At 64.8% G+C, this 17,008-nt stretch carries 13 protein-coding genes and 16 tRNA genes; 26 read left to right on the forward strand and 3 right to left on the reverse strand.

What is annotated here, in order from left to right:
- On the forward strand, positions 1-535 hold a 535-nt coding region (locus tag V6M39_RS00515), incomplete at its 5' end, for an ABC transporter substrate-binding protein (RefSeq protein WP_332641711.1).
- A gap of 56 nt (positions 536-591) precedes the next feature.
- Here the strand turns inward: V6M39_RS00515 and V6M39_RS00520 are convergent.
- Complete coding sequence (locus V6M39_RS00520) at positions 592-2,745, reverse strand: MMPL family transporter (protein ID WP_332641712.1); 2,154 nt, start codon at positions 2,743-2,745, stop codon at positions 592-594.
- 164 nt (positions 2,746-2,909) lie between these two features.
- Between V6M39_RS00520 and V6M39_RS00525 the strand changes: the two genes are divergently transcribed.
- Together V6M39_RS00525 and V6M39_RS00530 are read left to right on the forward strand one after the other, a co-directional pair.
- Complete coding sequence (locus V6M39_RS00525) at positions 2,910-4,211, forward strand: sensor histidine kinase (protein ID WP_332641713.1); 1,302 nt, start codon at positions 2,910-2,912, stop codon at positions 4,209-4,211.
- A complete protein-coding gene (locus tag V6M39_RS00530; protein ID WP_332641714.1) occupies positions 4,163-4,807 on the forward strand; it encodes a response regulator transcription factor in 645 nt (214 codons plus the stop codon). Before V6M39_RS00525 ends, V6M39_RS00530 begins: the two co-directional genes overlap by 49 nt.
- Here V6M39_RS00530 and V6M39_RS00535 read toward each other — a convergent pair.
- Positions 4,804-6,933, reverse strand: coding sequence for an MMPL family transporter (locus tag V6M39_RS00535; protein WP_332641715.1), 2,130 nt, complete (start codon positions 6,931-6,933; stop codon positions 4,804-4,806). The two genes, V6M39_RS00530 and V6M39_RS00535, sit on opposite strands and share 4 nt — an antisense overlap.
- Complete coding sequence (locus V6M39_RS00540; protein WP_332641716.1) at positions 6,933-7,472, reverse strand: TetR/AcrR family transcriptional regulator; 540 nt, start codon at positions 7,470-7,472, stop codon at positions 6,933-6,935. Before V6M39_RS00540 ends, V6M39_RS00535 begins: the two co-directional genes overlap by 1 nt.
- 120 nt (positions 7,473-7,592) lie before the next feature.
- On the opposite strand from V6M39_RS00540, the gene V6M39_RS00545 reads away from it, so the two are divergent.
- The 23 genes from V6M39_RS00545 (at position 7,593) to V6M39_RS00655 (ending at position 16,952) form a co-directional block, all read left to right on the forward strand.
- A complete protein-coding gene (locus V6M39_RS00545; protein ID WP_332641717.1) occupies positions 7,593-8,186 on the forward strand; it encodes a hypothetical protein in 594 nt (197 codons plus the stop codon).
- Between the two features lie 77 nt (positions 8,187-8,263).
- The gene (locus tag V6M39_RS00550; RefSeq protein WP_332641718.1) at positions 8,264-9,277 is read left to right on the forward strand and encodes an iron ABC transporter substrate-binding protein; all 1,014 of its coding nucleotides are present in this window, start codon (positions 8,264-8,266) and stop codon (positions 9,275-9,277) included.
- A gap of 77 nt (positions 9,278-9,354) precedes the next feature.
- Positions 9,355-10,833, forward strand: coding sequence for an ABC transporter permease (locus tag V6M39_RS00555; protein ID WP_332641719.1), 1,479 nt, complete (start codon positions 9,355-9,357; stop codon positions 10,831-10,833).
- A complete protein-coding gene (locus tag V6M39_RS00560) occupies positions 10,830-11,858 on the forward strand; it encodes an ABC transporter ATP-binding protein (RefSeq protein ID WP_332641720.1) in 1,029 nt (342 codons plus the stop codon). The genes V6M39_RS00555 and V6M39_RS00560 overlap by 4 nt, the downstream gene beginning before the upstream one ends.
- Positions 11,855-14,416 carry an AMP-binding protein gene (locus tag V6M39_RS00565; protein WP_332641721.1) on the forward strand — a complete coding sequence of 854 codons (2,562 nt, stop codon included), beginning with the start codon at positions 11,855-11,857 and terminating at the stop codon, positions 14,414-14,416. The genes V6M39_RS00560 and V6M39_RS00565 overlap by 4 nt, the downstream gene beginning before the upstream one ends.
- A 41-nt stretch (positions 14,417-14,457) precedes the next feature.
- Positions 14,458-14,607 carry a hypothetical protein gene (locus V6M39_RS00570; protein WP_332641722.1) on the forward strand — a complete coding sequence of 50 codons (150 nt, stop codon included), beginning with the start codon at positions 14,458-14,460 and terminating at the stop codon, positions 14,605-14,607.
- A gap of 336 nt (positions 14,608-14,943) precedes the next feature.
- A tRNA-Tyr gene (locus V6M39_RS00575) sits at positions 14,944-15,028 on the forward strand.
- Position 15,029: 1 nt separating this feature from the next.
- Positions 15,030-15,100 (forward strand) — tRNA-Lys (locus tag V6M39_RS00580).
- A 177-nt stretch (positions 15,101-15,277) separates the two neighbouring features.
- Positions 15,278-15,364 (forward strand) — tRNA-Ser (locus V6M39_RS00585).
- A gap of 1 nt (position 15,365) precedes the next feature.
- A tRNA-Asp gene (locus V6M39_RS00590) sits at positions 15,366-15,438 on the forward strand.
- A gap of 4 nt (positions 15,439-15,442) precedes the next feature.
- Positions 15,443-15,517, forward strand: a tRNA-OTHER gene (locus tag V6M39_RS00595).
- A gap of 1 nt (position 15,518) precedes the next feature.
- Positions 15,519-15,589, forward strand: a tRNA-Glu gene (locus tag V6M39_RS00600).
- Positions 15,590-15,711: 122 nt separating this feature from the next.
- Positions 15,712-15,788, forward strand: a tRNA-Gly gene (locus V6M39_RS00605).
- A 1-nt stretch (position 15,789) separates the two neighbouring features.
- Positions 15,790-15,863: transfer RNA gene (locus V6M39_RS00610), tRNA-Leu, on the forward strand.
- A 4-nt stretch (positions 15,864-15,867) separates the two neighbouring features.
- Positions 15,868-15,940 (forward strand) — tRNA-Pro (locus V6M39_RS00615).
- A 1-nt stretch (position 15,941) separates the two neighbouring features.
- Positions 15,942-16,013, forward strand: a tRNA-Ile gene (locus V6M39_RS00620).
- Positions 16,014-16,088, forward strand: a tRNA-Val gene (locus tag V6M39_RS00625). It abuts the tRNA gene before it with no gap.
- Between the two features lies 1 nt (position 16,089).
- Positions 16,090-16,161: transfer RNA gene (locus V6M39_RS00630), tRNA-Phe, on the forward strand.
- Positions 16,162-16,177: 16 nt separating this feature from the next.
- Positions 16,178-16,250, forward strand: a tRNA-Asn gene (locus V6M39_RS00635).
- A gap of 6 nt (positions 16,251-16,256) precedes the next feature.
- A tRNA-Gln gene (locus V6M39_RS00640) sits at positions 16,257-16,328 on the forward strand.
- A 79-nt stretch (positions 16,329-16,407) separates the two neighbouring features.
- A tRNA-Lys gene (locus tag V6M39_RS00645) sits at positions 16,408-16,480 on the forward strand.
- Positions 16,481-16,517: 37 nt separating this feature from the next.
- Positions 16,518-16,835, forward strand: coding sequence for a WhiB family transcriptional regulator (locus V6M39_RS00650; RefSeq protein WP_332641723.1), 318 nt, complete (start codon positions 16,518-16,520; stop codon positions 16,833-16,835).
- Between the two features lie 45 nt (positions 16,836-16,880).
- Positions 16,881-16,952, forward strand: a tRNA-Arg gene (locus V6M39_RS00655).
- The last annotated feature ends 56 nt before the right edge of the window (positions 16,953-17,008 follow it).

The raw sequence follows: 17,008 nt of genomic DNA on the forward strand, positions 1-17,008 counted from the left end.
CGAGGCGCTCGACGCGTCAGCGGCGGAGGACAAGGACTCGCTCAACGTCACCGCGGACTTCGCAGCCAAGAACAACCTCAAGACGATCGCTGATCTCAAGGGAGTCAAGGATCTCAAGCTCGGCGCCAACCCCGAGTTCAAGACCCGCGCCTATGGCATCCCGGGACTGGAGAAGGTCTATGGCATCACCGGCATCAAGTTCACCGCAATCAGCGATGGTGGCGGACCGGCCACTTTGAAGGCGCTGCTCGACGGCAAGATCGATGTCGCTGACATCTACTCGACGACCCCGTCGATTCTCGCCAACAAGCTGGTGACACTCGAGGATCCCGAGAACCTGATCGCGGCGCAGAACGTCCTGCCGCTGATCAACGAGAAGAAGGCAAGTGACAAGGTCGAGGACGTGCTGGACAAGATCTCAGCCGCTCTCACGACAGAGGACCTGCTTGACCTCAACAGCAAGAACCAGGGTGCTGACAAGACAGCGCCGGCGACTCTGGCCAAGGAATGGTTGACGGACAAGGGCCTCATCTAGGCTCGCGAACAAAGGAACGGCCCGACCCGGTGAGGGTCGGGCCGTTCGTCGTTCGGCTACACGAGCGCTGGCCTGCGCTCCGGCCGCACCTTGCGTGCAGGCTCGTCCGCCAGCTTGGCGAGCGGACCCTTGAACAGGAGCAGGAGAGCCGGTAGCAGCACGAGTCGTACGAGCGTCGCATCGAGCAGGATCGCGACCGACAGGCCGACACCCATCTGCTTCATCTCGAGCATGCTCAGCGTCGCGAACACCGCGAACACCGAGACCATGACGGCTGCGGCACTCGTGACGACGCTGGCCGTCTCGCGAATGCCGAACTCGACAGCACGCTCATAGTCGAGTCCCTGACGCAGACCTTCGCGTACGCGGCTGAGGACAAATACGTGATAGTCCATGGACAGGCCGACCAGGATCACGAAGCAGAACAGCGGGATCCAATCGACGATGAACCCAGACGACTCGTAGCCGAGCAGACCGTTGAACCAGTCGTGCTGGAACACCAGCGCCAGGACTCCGAACGACGCACCAACCGACAACAGGTTGAGACCCGTCGTGAGCAGCGCGATCGTCACGCTTCGGAACGTCCAGCCCATCATGATCAGCGTCAGGATCAGGACGAACCCGATGACCAGTGGCAACTTCGACGGACGGTTCTCGTAGTCGTAGCCCTCGGCTACGCCGCCGCCGACAGCGGTGGTGACACCGTCGACCGAGTCGGCAGCACGCGGCACGATCGTGTCGCGGAGCTGCTCGATCGACGCATCGTTGCGCGGGTCGCCCTCGCTGTGGGGAGCCGACAAGGTGAGCACAGACGTACGACCGTCCGCCGAGACGGCGATCGAGTCATCGGCCGCCGACGCAAGGTCAGCGCTGACGGCGTCAGCCTGGACCTTCGCCAACGCAGCTCTGGCGGCATCCGAATCGCTCGACTGCAGCACCACGCGGATGCTCGGTCGCTCTGTTGGGAAGCTCTCCTGCATGCGCTGGTACGCCGCGACCGCGGGGATGTCCTGCGGCAACGTGTCGATCGTGCCCTGGTGCATCTTCATGCCGAGGGCAGGCGCAGCGAGTCCGAGGAGCACGCCACCGGCAAGAACCGCCGAGAGGACAGGCCTGCGGACCACGGGGCGTACGAGTCGGCCGCTGATGCCGCCTGCGCCGATGCGACGGTTGACGCGCCAGAGAACCGGGATGCGGGGTCGGTCGACCCAACGACCGAGCTTGGCCAGCAGCGCCGGGAGGACCGTTAGCGACCCGATGACCGCAACCGCGACGACGGCGATGGAGCCCACTGCGAGGGCGTTGAAGACATCGTCGCCGGACAGGAACAAGCCGGCCATCGACACCATGACCGCGAAGCCAGAAACCACGACGGCGCGGCCGGAGGTGGCAGCGGCGATCTCGATCGCGTCGATCGTCGACCGCCCACGCTGACGTTCCTCGCGCTCGCGCTTGAGGTAGAACAGCGAGTAGTCGACGCCCACCGCCATGCCGATCAGCAGCACGACATTCGCGACGGTGCCCGAGTCGGGCGCGAGGTAGGACAGCGGCGCGTACAGGCCAAGTGCCGTGCCCACCGACGTGATGGCCAGCAGCACGGGGATTCCTGCTGCGATGAACGCGCCGAACGCGACCAGAAGGATCACGAATGTGATCGGCAGGCTCAACGCCTCCGCAGATGCGAGGTCGGAGCCGACCTTGTCGTCGATGCCGGCGTCGATGGATGCCTCTCCGGCCTGCTCGACCTTGAGACCGGGGTTTGTCCTCTCGACCGAAGCGGTGGCCTCGAGAAGTCCTTCGACGTGGTCGCCAGCATCGTCGATGTTTCCGCTCATCGTGATGGGAACGAGCAACGCGTCGCGCGACTCCGACCAGATCGGCGGACCGACATCGGCGACTCCCTTGACGTCAGTCGCCGTCTGGGTGAGCTGCGTTGCCGCAGCCTCAGCCTTGGCGGTGTCGAGTGACCCTTGGGTCGAGGAGATGAGTACGGACTCGGTGGGGCTGGCGCTCAGCCCTGCCTTGTCGATCATGGCTTCAGCTCGGCCGGACTCGCCGATGCGGCCGTCCTCCTCGCTGACCTGTTGGGTTGGCACGCTCATCATGAGCGCCATGGCGGCCGCGACGAGAGCGATCCAGAGTCCGATCGCACGCCACGGGTGAGTTGCACTCCAACGTGCGACTCTGACGGTGGGGGAGCTAGAAGACACGGTCATGTCCTTCCTACGGTGGGGGTCCCCCTGCACGAAGTGCTTGGGGGAATGGTGTCTCCAGCCTTCAGCCCTCCGGCCCGACGGAACATGGTGTTGAGCCCCCACTTGGGAGTGGGTCTGGACCCACTGTCTGGCAGCGCTCGATGCGTCACGATGGATGCATGACCAGCTCAGCATTCAAGGACGAGACCTTCGCCGAAGGCCTCCGTCGCCGCCTCGCCCTCAACGGGCTGGCGCTTGTGTACGTGTTCCTCGCCGTTCCGGCACTCATCCTCCTCGTCCTGGTGACGACGTCGTTGGGCGTCGCCGCGGTCGGTGTCGGCCTGGTCATGCTGCTGGTGCTCGTACCGCTCAACGAGCAGTTCGCCAACGTGCACCGACGTCTGTCGGGTCGCATCCTCGGCGTCGAGATCGAGAACCCGTACACGAAGGTCAAGACGGGCTCGCCGTGGCGGCTGCTGAAGTCGTGGGCCAAGGATCCGGCGCGGTGGCGTGACTGGGGCTGGACCTGGATGTCGGTGACGCTCGGCTGGGCGCTCTCGTGGATCGCCTTTGGTCTCGGGCTACTCGTGGTCTGGTACGCAATCTTCCCGTTCCTCTACTGGGTCACGCCACCCCATGTGTTCGACATGAACTACGGCGTCATCAACCTCGACACCCAGGCCGAATCCTTCCTCGAATGGGTCTGGCTGCTGGTCGCATTCGCCGCCTGGTGGAAGCTCGAGCCGGTGTTCATGCGCTGGCGGGCCGAGCTCGACCGCTCACTGCTGGCGCCGTCTCGCGAGACGTTGGAGCGCCGAGTCGCTGAGGTGTCTGCGTCCCGCACCGAGTCGATCGACCACTCGGCCGCCGAGCTGCGCCGCATCGAGCGCGATCTGCACGATGGCGCCCAGGCGCGGCTCGTTGCCCTCGGCATGAACCTCGGTCTCGCCGAGGAGATGCTGGCCAGCGACCCCGAAGGTGCCGCCGTGTTGCTGGCCGAGGCTCGCGGAGTCACGACGTCTGCCCTGGGTGATCTGCGTTCAGTCGTACGCGGCATACACCCGCCGGTGCTCGCCGATCGTGGCCTCGCCGGTGCGGTTCAGGCGTTGGCTCTCGACATGCCGTTCCCGACTTCCGTGATGATCTCGCTGCCCGGTCGGCCGCCTGCGCCGATCGAGTCAGCGGCGTACTTCGCCACCAGCGAGCGGCTCGCCAACATCGGCAAGCACGCCGGCGCAACCCGCGCGACGGTCGAGGTCACTCACGACGCCGGCCTGCTCAAGGTGCGCATCGAGGACGATGGTCGTGGTGGCGCAGATATAGCTGCCGGATCCGGACTCGCGGGGGTGGCGCGACGTTTGTCAGCCTTTGACGGCACGATGGATGTGTCCAGCCCGTCCAAAGGCCCCACTGTCATCACCCTGGAGGTCCCGTGCGAGTTGTCATCGCCGAAGACCTCGCCCTCCTCCGGGACGGCCTGACGCGACTGCTCGAGGCCTACGAGTTCGAGGTCGTCGCGGCAGTCGACGATGCCGAGAAGCTTCTCAAAGCCGTGCGCACGCACGGGCCCGACATCGCCGTGGTCGACGTACGCATGCCACCAACGTTCACCGACGAGGGCTTGCGGGCAGCGATCGCGGCTCGAGCCGAACGACCAGGATTGCCGGTGCTGGTGCTGTCGCAGTATGTCGAGCAGCTCTATGCCCGCGAGCTGCTCAGCAGCGGCGATGGTGCGGTCGGCTATCTCCTCAAGGATCGCGTCGCCGATGTCACGACGTTCGTCGAGGCCGTTCGCAATGTTGCCGCTGGGGGCACGGTGCTCGACCCCGAGGTCGTCGCCACCCTCATGGCGCGTGCCCAGCCCGACAGCCCGATCGCCCGGCTCACCGCTCGTGAGCGCGAAGTGCTCGAGCTGATGGCTCAGGGTCGCTCCAACACCGCGATCGCAGCTGCCCTGTTCGTCACTGAGAAGGCGATCAGCAAGCACACCAGCAACATCTTCATGAAGCTCGACCTGCCGCCGGACGACGACGACAACCGGCGAGTGTTGGCTGTCGTCGCCTACCTCCAGGGCTAGACCTTCACCTTCTCGAGCTCCTCGGGATCGCCCTCGCTGAGCCCGATGCGGTCGTGCAGCTTGCGCAGCGGCTTGGGTGCCCACCAGTTTCGCTTGCCGAGCAGCGCCATCAGCGACGGGACGAGCATCGCGCGGACGATTGTCGCATCGATCAGGACTGCAACGGCGGTGCCGATGCCGAGCTGCTTGATGAAGATGATCTCCGACGTTGCGAACGAGCCCAGCGCGATCGCGAACAGCAGTGCTGCTGCCGTCACGATGCGACCCGTACGTTGCAGGCCGAGAGCGATGGCTTCGCGGTCGCCGGCCCCGGCGTCTCGGGCTTCCTTGATGCGCGTCAGCAGGAAGACCGCATAGTCGGTCGAGAGGCCGAACACGACCGCGAAGAGGAACACCGGTTGTGTCGACTCCAAGGCCCCTTGGCTCGTGTAGTCGAGCGGACCCTGGAATCGACCGTCCTGGAAGATCAGCACCAGGATGCCGAACGTCGCGCCGATCGTGAGGACGTTCATCACCAGCGCCTTGATCGGCAGGATGACCGAGCCGGTCATCAGGAACAAGGTGATCAGGGTGATGATCACCAGGATCAACAGGGCGAGAGGGGCCCCCGCGACGATCGCGCTGAACTGGTCGTTCTGGTCTGCAGCCTGTCCGCCGACCAGGACGGGGTTGGGCGAGTCGAGCTCGCGGATCTCGGTCGCCAGGTCGCGCGACTTCTCGTCCATGGTCGGGTACTTGGAGATCACGTCGACCTGCCAGGTGTTGTCACCCTTGTACAACGGTTCGGCGACGGCCTGCACGGCGCTGAGGTCGCGAAGCTGGTCGGTGTAGTCGGACACCTCGGTGACATCCGACTCGGCCGCATCGATCGCGATGATGATGGGGCCGGACTCGGCGCCGGTGAACTCTGTGCGCAGCGCGGTATCGACCTGGCGAGCAGATGCGTCATCCGGCAGGACGGTCGCATCAACGCCGGTGAACTTTACGCCGAGGAACGGTGCTCCGAACGCGAGCAGGATTGCCGTACCTGTCAGCGCGATCGCTACCGGGAAGCGCATGACGAACTGCGACAGGCGGTACCAGAAGCCGTGCTTCTCGGCGGCGAGCTCAGCCGCCTGGGCGCGCTGCCAACGTTTGGGGGAGCCAGCGTTGACCCGGTGCTGCAGAACCGCGAACAGGGCCGGCAACACGATCAGTGACACCGCCGCAGCCATCAGCGACACGACGAAGACGCCGATGCCCATGGAGTAGAGGAAGCGCAACGGGAAGACCAACAGCGCGAGACCCGCACCGGCAACAGTGACGGCGGAGAAGGCGACCGTACGACCGGCAGTCGCGACCGTACGCCTGATCGCCTCCGGACCCGGTCCAGAACGGGTGAGCTCTTCTCGATAACGCTGGACGAGGAACAACGAGTAGTCGATTGCGAGACCGAGCCCGAGACCGGTGATCAGGTTGAGCGCGAAGATCGAGATGTCGACGACCTCGTTGAGGCCGCGGACCACCGTCAGTGATCCCACGATTGTCAGACCGCCGACGAGTAGGGGCAAGAGCGCAGCAACTGCAGAGCGGAACACCCACAGCGAGACGAAGAACAAGATCGGGAACGCGATCAGCTCCGCCTTGATGATGTCGCCCTCGACCTGCTCATTGACCTGTTGGAATGCCGGGCCAATTCCACCCACCTGGACACCGTCTACGTCCTTGAGCTCCTCGCGGAGGTGCTCGGTCGTGCCATCAGGGTCTCCGTGTGACTTGTAGATCGCGACGACGTACGTCTTGGAGCCGTCCTTCGACTCGAACGCGGGACCGGCCTCGGGCCCGCCGGCAACCTTTGAGACGTTCTCCTCAGACTCGAGGATGCCGAAGGTCTCCTCGAGGGCCTTGCCGTCATTGCTCGGCAGAATTGCAATGAGGTCGGGCACGGCTGACTCGCCTGATGCCTTCTCGATGCGATCGAGCGCCTTGGTGCTCTCCGAGCTGGTGTCGGAGAAGGAGTCGTTGTCGCTGTTGAGCAGTCCAGCAACCGGGCCACCGACGGCGCCACCGATCACGAAGAAGAAGACCGTCAGGACGAGCACCCGGCGCGGGTGTGTGTTGGCGAGTCGGGCGAGTGCAGCAAACATCAGTACTCCTTTGCCACGGCGAGGGGGTCGCCGAACAGGTCTGTCAGGTCGAGGGAGGCAAGGACGGTGAGCAACATTCCGTGCCCCATGAAGTCGCGGATCTCATCTGCGGTGGCACCGCTCAGCTCGGCGATGTCTTCCCAGATCTCGCGGTAGGTGCGCTGGGCGACGTCCTTGATGGCGGGGTCGGACGCTGCGGCCCAGGTGTGAAGCTGGCAGCGCAGGGAGTTGACGTCCTCGTTCATGAAGCCGATGTAGGCCAAAGCCATCGCCTCGAGCGGGGAAGTTTCGGCGTCGCGCTGTTCGACCGCGTTTCGGAACGCTTGGCGCAGCTTCGCCGTGTGGTACTCAATCACGGCGGCCATCAGATCGTTCTTGGTCCCGAAGAGCCGGAAGATGTACGGCTGGGAGACTCCGGCCCGGTCGGCGATCACCTCGACGGAGGTGGCATGCATGCCCCCGCGCCCGTACTCCTCTTGAGCTGCCTCGAGGATGAGGATGCGGCGGTCTGCTGCTTTCATACGCTTTCCGGTGGCCATGAAATTAAGTTAGTGACCACTTACAAACATGTCAAGAGTGCTCGATATATGGGAATTCACCGGCGTCGGAGGCGCGTACGCGCCTACGATTCAGGCACTCCCACCACTGCAAGGAACTCCATGCGTACTGCGAATCGGTCGCTTGTCCTCGTGCTCGCGTTTCTGGTCTCGGTGATTGCCGCTCCCGCGTACGCCGCCGATGACTCGCCAGGTCTCCTCGACACCGTCGAGAAGACGGTCGACTCGCTGACTGCGCCGCCCAAGTCGCCAGCCGCAGCTCCGACATCCGCTGGTCCAGTGACACAGCTGACGACGATCGTCGACTCTGCGCTCGGCAGCCAGACTTCGCTGAGTGACCTTTCGTTGGTCACAACTGTCGACGGCGTACTCACCGGCAGCGCGGCCTCACCGACCGCACCGGCACCCGAGACCGAAGGCTCTGCCGACGGCGAGGACAGCTCGCTCCTTGGTCCCGCGGCATCGGTCACGGGCGACGATCAGGTGGTTGCGTCCCGACCCCTGGCGGCTGTTCTCCAACTTGATTCGTTCTCGGCTTCGGTGCCGTCCACGGGTACCAAGGCTGCCGAGGGAGCGCGCATACAGGGAACGTCGACCCTTCCTGACGGGGGGAGTCCGCTGACCCTGGCATGGCTGGTGCTCTGGTTTGGAGTCGCCGGCGCCGGTGCAGTCATCCTGCGGCGATCTCGGCCCTAGACCTATCTCACACGGGGTTGGCTTGGGGGCAGCGCACAGATTCTACTAAGGTTAGGCACACCTGACGCTTAGGAGAGATGTACGTGAGGCTCAAAGCCCTTGCCATTGGCGTAATAGCAGCGCTGACCGTCCCCATGCTCACCGCATGTGGTGGTGACGACGCGCCGTCGATCACGGTCTACAACGCCCAGCACGAAGAGCTGCTCCAGGAGCTTGCGCCGGCATTCACCAAGAAGACCGGCGTCAAGGTCAAGCTCCGCAACGGAAGTGACTTCGAGCTCGCCAACCAGCTGGTTCAGGAGGGCAGCTCGTCGCCCGCGGACGTGTTCCTCACCGAGAACTCCCCGGCCATGTCGCTGGTCGAGAGCAAGGGCCTGTTCGCGAAGCTCGATGCTTCGACGTTGGAGTTGGTACCTGCGCAGTACGAGGCCAAGAGCGGTCAGTGGATGGGATTCACAGCGCGTTCGACCGTGCTGGTCTACAACAAGGCCAAGATCGCAGAAGCTGACCTCCCGAAATCCCTGCTCGATCTCGCCGACCCGAAGTGGAAGGGCAAGGTCTCGTTCTCCCCGACCGGCGCAGACTTCCAGGCGATCGTCAGCGCAGTCCTCCAGCTCAAGGGTGAGGAAGCAACCAAGAAGTGGATCGCAGGTCTGAAGGCGAATGGCACGGTCTATCAGGGCAACAATGTCGTCCTGAAGGAAGTCAACGCCGGCACGATCGACACCGGCGTGATCTACCACTACTACTGGTACCGCGACCAGGAGGAATCGGGCGAGAACAGCAATGACTCAGCTCTCCACTTCTTCGGTGACCAGGACCCCGGCGCATTCCTCAGCGTCTCCGGGGCCGGGGTTCTCAAGGCGAGCAAGCACTCGGCGAATGCCCAGAAGTTCGTTGAGTTCCTCGCCAGCGAGGAAGGGCAGAAGGCTCTTGCTGCCAGCTACGCGCTGGAATACCCGCTCAACCCTGCAGTTGACCTCGGACGTGACGTCAAGCCACTGTCCGAGCTGGACCCTCCGGTTGTCGACCTCTCTACGCTGAACGGGCCCGACGTCATCGCGATGCTCCAGGACGCTGGATTCCTCTGATCGACACGCACGTGATACCTCGACGGCAGGGAAGGCGGAGTAGCGCTCCTCCTTCCCTTGTCGTCATTTCCGCTGTCGTGGCGGCCTTTGCACTTATCCCGCTCGGCTACGTCATCGTCTATGCGGCCTCTCTCGGTGGTCAGGAAATGTGGGATCTGCTGGTACGTCCACGCATGGGTGAGCTGCTCTGGAACACCTCCCGACTCGTCATCGGGGGATGCCTGCTGAGCCTGGTGCTCGGCGTCGGCTGCGCGTGGATCGTCGAGCGTACGGACGTGCCCGCCCGCAATCTGTGGCACGTACTCGCGGCAGCACCTCTCGCAATCCCGGCCTTCGTCAACAGCTATGGCTGGTCGTCGCTGACGCCTGATGTTGAGGGCTACACCGGAGCGCTGGTGATTGTGACTCTTTCGTACTTCCCGCTCGTCTACTTGCCGACTGCCGCGATGCTTCGTGGACTCGACCCGGCGATGGAGGAGGTCGCGCGGTCGCTCGGCTTCGGTCCTGGCTGGACGTTCGTCAGGGTCGTGCTCCCGCAGCTGCGACCCGCCATGATCGGCGGTGCGCTCCTGGTCGGGCTGCACATGCTGTCGGAGTTCGGTGCGCTGCAGATGTTGCGCTTCCCGACGTTCACGACCGCGATCTACGACCAGTACAAATCGTCGTTCAACAGCGCGGGCGCCAACGTCATCGCGGCCGTGCTGGTGTTGTGCTGTCTGCTGCTGCTGATGGCGGACCTGCGCCTGCGAGCCAATCGCCGGCTCGCTCGTGTTGGCAGCGGCGCGAAGCGCGATGTCGTACCGGTACGTCTGGGCGCGCGCCGGATCCCGGTGCTCCTGCTGCTTGTCGGCCTATCAGCGGCGTCGTTGGGTGTGCCGATCTACAGCCTGGTTCACTGGCTCGTCGTCGGCTCGTCAACGGCCTTCCCGGTCGGTGAGATCCTCGCCGCCGCAGGCACATCCATCGGGCTCGGTCTGGCTGCAGCGGTGATCACGGTGTTGATCGCGCTTCCGGTCGCGTGGCTCTCGGTGCGGCACCGTACGCGGATCTCCACGTCAATTGAGCGGAGCGCCTACACGGCCAATGCGCTGCCCGGCATCGTTGTCGCGCTCGCGCTGGTCACGGTGTCGATCCGCTACGTCCCTGGCATCTATCAGACCTATCTGCTGCTGATCGCGGCGTACGCGATCATGTTCCTTCCGCGGGCGCTGGTCAGCGTGCGGTCGGCGGCTGAGCAGTCACCGCCGGTGTACGAGGACGTGGCACACGGACTCGGTGTCGGCCGGATCGCGACCGCTCGCCGGGTCACCCTCCCGCTCATCGCGCCGGGCATCGGTGCTGGCTGCGCTCTCGTCTTCCTTGCTGTGACGACCGAGCTCACCGCGACGCTGCTGCTGTCACCGATCGGCACGACCACGCTGGCGACCGAGTTCTGGACCAGCTCCTCGTCAGTCGCGTACGGAGCCGCGGCGCCGTACGCATTGCTGATGGTGCTGATCTCCCTGCCGGCGACGTACCTGCTGGCTCGCCGCCCGGCCTTGGGGGCGGGCGCATGAGTGGACTCAAGATCACTGGCGTCTCGAAGTCGTTCGGAGATCAGCTCGTACTCGATCAGGTCGACCTCGAGATCCCGAATGGATCGATCGTCGCCGCACTCGGCCCGTCGGGCGGTGGCAAGACGACGCTGCTCCGCATCATTGCTGGGTTCCTCGACGCCGACGCCGGATCGATCAGCCTCGGTGGCACGTCCCTGATCTCCGGCGGTCGAGGCATTCCGCCGCAGCACCGCGGTATCGGCTACGTACCGCAGGAGGGTGCGCTGTTCCCCCATCTCGACGTCGCAGCCAACATCGCCTTCGGTGTCAGGGGCCGCCGATTCGATGTCGACGAGATGCTTGAGCTGGTCGACCTCGACGCATCGCTGAAGCGTCGCTTCCCGCACGAGCTGTCGGGTGGCCAGCAGCAGCGCGTTGCCTTGGCTCGCGCGCTCGCTCCACGCCCCTCCATGGTGCTGATGGACGAACCCTTCTCGTCTCTCGATGCGGGCTTGCGCGTTGAGACCGGCAAGGCCGTCATACGAGCACTCCGGGCGGCCGACGCGACGGCGATCTTGGTGACGCACGATCAGGACGAGGCCTTGGCCCTGGCCGACCAGGTCGCTGTGATGCGGGACGGTCGGATTGCCCAGCTGGCCAGCCCGGAGGAGCTCTACCGCGCGCCCGTCGACGCTGCGGTCGCTGGCTTCGTCGGAAGTGTCGTGATCCTGCCCGCAGTGATCTCCGGACAAACCGCCAGCACGTCGCTGGGCGACATCCGCATCCCGGCAGGTAAGCCGGACGGCACGGCGCAGGTGCTCGTACGCCCTGAGCAGCTCGTACTCGGTGCAGCTGATGCAGGCGTACGCGCAGTCGTCGACGACGTCAGCTTCTTCGGCCACGACGCCACGATCCGGCTGACTCTCGTCGACAGCGGACTGAAGGTGGAAGCCCGAGTACCCGGCACCGACGTCCCAGCGGTTGGCGATGCCGTCGGCATCACGATCCGCGGCGCGGGGTCAGTGTTGGGAGCGGCGCCTCAATGATCACCACCAGCAACGCCTTCGGCACGCTCCGCGCGAACGGAGACCGACCTGCGCTGATCACACCGAGCAGCACGGTGACGTTCGCGGAGCTCAGCGATCGCATCGACGCCGTCGGTGACGTCCTCGCTGGCGAGAAGCGACTCGTCGTTGTCGGTGGTGCGAATACGCCGGAAGCCCTGACCGCATACCTCGCAGCCATGTCGCAGGGTCACGCCGTGCTCCTCGTGCCTGGTGACAGTCCGGTCAACCTCGACTCGATCATCGGCGCATACGACCCGGATGTCGTGTTCGATCCTGAGCACGGCGGCTTTGTCGAGCGTCGTGAAGGCTCGCGACATGAGCTGCACCCGGATCTCGCGTTGCTGATGTCGACGTCGGGCACGACTGGCTCACCCAAGCTCGTGCGACTGTCGCTCGAGAACGTCGTCAGCAACGCCCGCAGCATCGCGGAGTACCTCGACATCCGTGAGGGTGATCGCGCGCTCACGACATTGCCCATGCACTACTGCTACGGACTTTCGGTGGTCAACAGCCACGTGCTCAGTGGCGCCGGCCTCGTAGTCACCGACTTGTCGGTGGTCGATGAGTGCCTCTGGTCGCTCGCCGCCGAGGAGCGCGCCACGTCCTTCGCCGGCGTGCCCTACACATTCGACCTGCTCGACTCGACGGACTTCGCCGAGCGCGACCTCCCGTCGCTGCGCCACGTGACGCAGGCCGGTGGGCGCCTCGCACCTCAGCGCATCACCGCGTACGCCGAGCTCGGCCGCGAACGTGGCTGGGACTTCTACGCGATGTACGGGCAGACCGAGGCGACCGCCCGGATGGCCTACTTGCCGCCCGATCTCGCCCTCGAGAGCCCCGAGGCTCTGGGCCTTCCGGTGCCCGGCGGCTCATTCCGACTGGCGCAGGTTCCAGAGTCCACCGACGACGCCATCGGCGAGCTCGTCTACAGCGGTCCCAACGTGATGATGGGCTATGCGACCTCCCAGGCCGACCTCGCGAACGGGCCGGAGTTGAGCGAACTGCGTACCGGCGACCTTGCCCGCCAGCACGCTGACGGTACGTACGAATGGGTCGGTCGCCGCAGCCGCATCTCCAAGGTGTTCGGACTTCGCATTGATCTCGACGAAGTCGAACGCGTGCTGCTCGGCGAAGGGCTAGCTGCGCGCTGTGTGTCGGTGGGCGACCGCGTACACGCCTTTGTCGATTGGCATGCCGATGTGGCGCACGCGCGCACTGTTGTTGCGCAGCGTTGTGGCCTGCCTGGGCATGTCGTCTCGGTCGGGCGACTCAGGGACATGCCGCGCACGTCGAACGGCAAGACCGACTACGCCGCCCTCGAGCGTCAGGCTCGGCTGCTCGACTCCGCCGCCGCACCAGCCCGTGCAGCTGACACCGACAGGAGTCGCCTCGAGATCGTGCGCGACATGTATGCCGAGCTGCTCGCCCGCCCCGACGCAACGCCAGCTGACAGCTTCACCAGCCTGCGTGGCGACTCACTGTCGTATGTCGAGCTCTCCACGAGGCTGGCTGGGGAGGGCATCGACATCGCCGCGGACTGGCACCGGCGAACAATTGCCGACCTGGTCGAGGCGCCGACGCGTCGATCTCGACGCGGCATACGCGTGGAGATGTCCATCGTGCTGCGCGCTCTGGCGATCCTGCTGATCGTCGGCACACACGGCAATCTGTGGACGATCCCGGGAGGTGCGCATCTCTTGCTCGCCGTCGTGGGATACAACTTTGCGCGCTTCCAGCTCGACCGAGGTGGAGTCGACAGACTTCGCTCAGGTGGGGGGTCGTTGGTGCGGCTGGCATTGCCGTGCATGGTCTGGATCGGTGCTGTGGCGCTGGTCATCGGAACGTACGAACCGGGCACGGTCTTCTTCCTCAACGGTCTGGTTGGCAGCGATCAGTGGACCGTCCAATGGCAGTTCTGGTTCCTCGAGGCGATCATCTGGACCCAGCTCATCGCGCTCGTAGCGCTGGCGATCCCATGGCTACACCGGACCGAGCGCCGCTCACCCTTCGTGTTTGCGATGACGTTCCTGATGGGCTCGTTGGCAGTCCGGTACGCCGTGACAGGCGTCGAAGCGGGAGCGACTGAGCGCTATACGCCGTTGATCGTTCTGTGGTGTTTCATGCTGGGCTGGGCCGTTGCGGTCGGCCGAACCCACCTGCAGCGAGTCGTTGTCTCGGTCGTCGCTGCCGTCGCCACGATCGGCTTCTTCGATGACCTCCTGCGCGAAGGAGTCATCATCGCGGGCATCATGCTGCTCGCCTGGGTGCCAGCGCTCCGAATGCCTCGCTGGACCTCTCGCGCCATCGGCGTCCTTGCCGCGGCATCGCTCTACATCTACCTGACGCATTGGCAGATCTACCCGTACCTCGAGGACCGCGTTCCGGTGCTGGCGGTGCTGGCCTCGATCGCGCTGGGTCTCGCGTACCAGGCCGTGTGGATGGGCCTCGTGTCCCGTGTGCGAAGCGTTCGCCAGAACACCAAAGGTGCCCAGCAATTAATTCGCTTGGAGGAATTGACGGTCAACCCCTACCGTTGATCCCAGAGGGCAAGCCCGCCCGAATTTGAGAGGTCTCACCGATGAGTACGTATCGCAGCTTTGAGTGCGCGACCGGCTTGACCGCCGATCGTGAACTTCTTGCTGCCTTCGTGCAGCGCGTCGGGATTGAGCCCTCGCCGGTGAACGGCAGCCACAAGCGGCTGTCCCTCGTTCAGGAGCTCCGTATGTAGGTGCATATTCGCACCCGACATACGGGCCGTTCCAGCGAGGAGACCACCTCATGGGACGGCCCTTTTGCATGTCCAGACACATACGAACAACTTCATTGAGACAGGACTTCATGGGCACCGGACCCGCAAACCAGCCGAGAGGCTGACGAGCACTGTGGCACCGGGCTCACCGTCACAAGGCCGTGAAGAACACCATCCAACCCAGACCCGTCAGGGAGTGGGAGCGAACTCAAGAGTGAACAGCATCAGGCAGGCGCCGGACCCGAGAGGGAGCGGCGACCCGTCAGCCGCGGCGACCCGCTTGGAGACAAATGGGAAGCCAGCGCCGCGGCACATGCGTCGGTTGGGCAATTGGTAGCCCGCTTGGCCGTAACCCAGGTCCCTTCGGGGTATGCAGGTTCGAGCCCTGCCCGGCGCACCACGCCTCGCAAGCATTGCGGTGATGCTCCGGACTCTTAATCCGGAGAGCAAGGTTCGATTCCTTGGTGAGGCACGCACGTGGAGGTGGTCCGGCTGGACGAGGACACCGTTTTGAAAACGGCTGGCGGTTGATCCCGCGAGGGGTGGGGGCACCCCCTGCACGAGCCGCGGCACGTACAGGTTGGGTGAGATGCCTTCCGAACTGCCGCGGCGAAGTGCTTGGGGGATCGAGTCCCTCCGCCTCCGCTGTGGAAGACGATGCACCGGTGGCGGTGCGTCCGGTTGCTAGCCGGGAAGCACCTCGCGGTGTGTGGTTCGACTCCACCGTCTTCTGCCAAGCTCTGTCGGTCCAGTGGAGTGGACGCTTGCTTGTCAAGCAAGAGATCACCGGTTCGAGTCCGGTACGGAGCGCTGTGCCGTGGTGGCTGATGGTGGCCAATCCGGACTTTCATTCCGGGCCGCGCGAGTTCGATTCTCGTCCACGGTGCCAAGTCTCATTCGTCTAGTGGCAGGACACCTGGTTCTCAATCAGGAAAGACGGGTTCGAATCCCGTATGAGGTACGCACGACGGGGCGGGGACTGGGTCCATGACTTCCTTGCACGAAGACTCCGCAGGTGGGGGCACCTCCCAGCACGAGCCGTCTGCGGCGAGTGCGAGGGGGATCGAGTCCCTGTCGCTCCACGCAGATATAGCTCAGCTGGTTAGAGCGCGACCTTGCCATGGTCGAGGCCCCGAGTTCGAGTCTCGGTATCTGCTCCATGCTCGCCTAGCCCAACTGGCAGAGGCGCCGGTTTCAGAAACCGGAGGATCGGGGTTCGAATCCCCGGGCGAGTACTCACCGGGTGTCGGCCAGCGGCTAGGCCACCTGTTTTGGGAACAGGGGATCGGGGGTTCGAGTCCCTCCACCCGGACTTGCCTGTCGACCAACGGTCAGGTCACCTCGCTGATATCGAGGAAACGCCAGTTCGACTCTGGCCAGGCAGACGGCTGGTAGCTCAGTGGCAGAGCAGCTCTCTTACAAGGAGTGGAGCGGGGGTTCGAGTCCCTCTCAGCCGACCAAGGGACCGAGGCGTTGTCGGCGGCGCGGCCGGTTGAATCCCGGCAGGGCGGGGTTCGATCCCTCGCGGTCCCACTGGCCTTCGGGCCGATGCTCGGTAGCTCAGATGGCAGAGCGTCCGGTTGTTACCCGGTTGCGCCCAGGTTCGAGTCCTGGTCGAGCAGCGTCGATGCGGATTGGTCCAGCGGCATGGACGTCCGGCTCTGATCCGGAAGACCGAGGTTCGAGCCCTCGATCCGCAGCTCAGTGCGGGTGTCGGGAGACGCCATGGGTCTCATAAGCCCGTCGGTCCACGTTCAACTCGTGGCCCCGCAACCATTCGCCTCGCGAGCACGACTGGCTGTGCAGCGGACTTTTACTCCGTGGGCTCCGGGTTCAAATCCCGGGCGGGGCACTGTGCCACCAACGACACCGGAAGGAGGTGACGGCACATGAAGAAGGAACGGAAGGAGGAGCAGTTCGCGCTGATCCTCAACACGACCGCGGTGAACGGAGCGTACGAGAACCCGACACCGAACGTGGAGTGGGCATGTGCCGGCATCGATCCGGACATGTTCTTCCCGGCTGACGATGAAGCCCTGGCAGCAGCGACCGCGATCTGCGATGGCTGCACCGTGCGGACCCTGTGCCGCACGATCGCCATGGCTCGGGCCGAGACCGGTGTCTGGGGTGGTGTTCTCCTGGCGGAGGGCATTCCCCAGTCCGGTGTGAAGCGTCGGGGACGGCCATCCAAGATGGCCGTTGCCTGACCGTGCTGGCTGCGCGCGAAAGGGACTTGGTCCCAGCAGCCACCTACGCTCGTGGTCCAGAGGACACGACGCCGGCCTACGAAGTCGGAGACGGAGGTTCGATTCCTCCCGAGCGTGCTGTGTCCGTGGTGTAGCGGCAGCACACCTCCTTGTGACGGAGGAAGAGCCGGTTC

This window comes from Aeromicrobium sp. (assembly GCF_036675695.1).
Taxonomy (GTDB): domain Bacteria; phylum Actinomycetota; class Actinomycetes; order Propionibacteriales; family Nocardioidaceae; genus Aeromicrobium.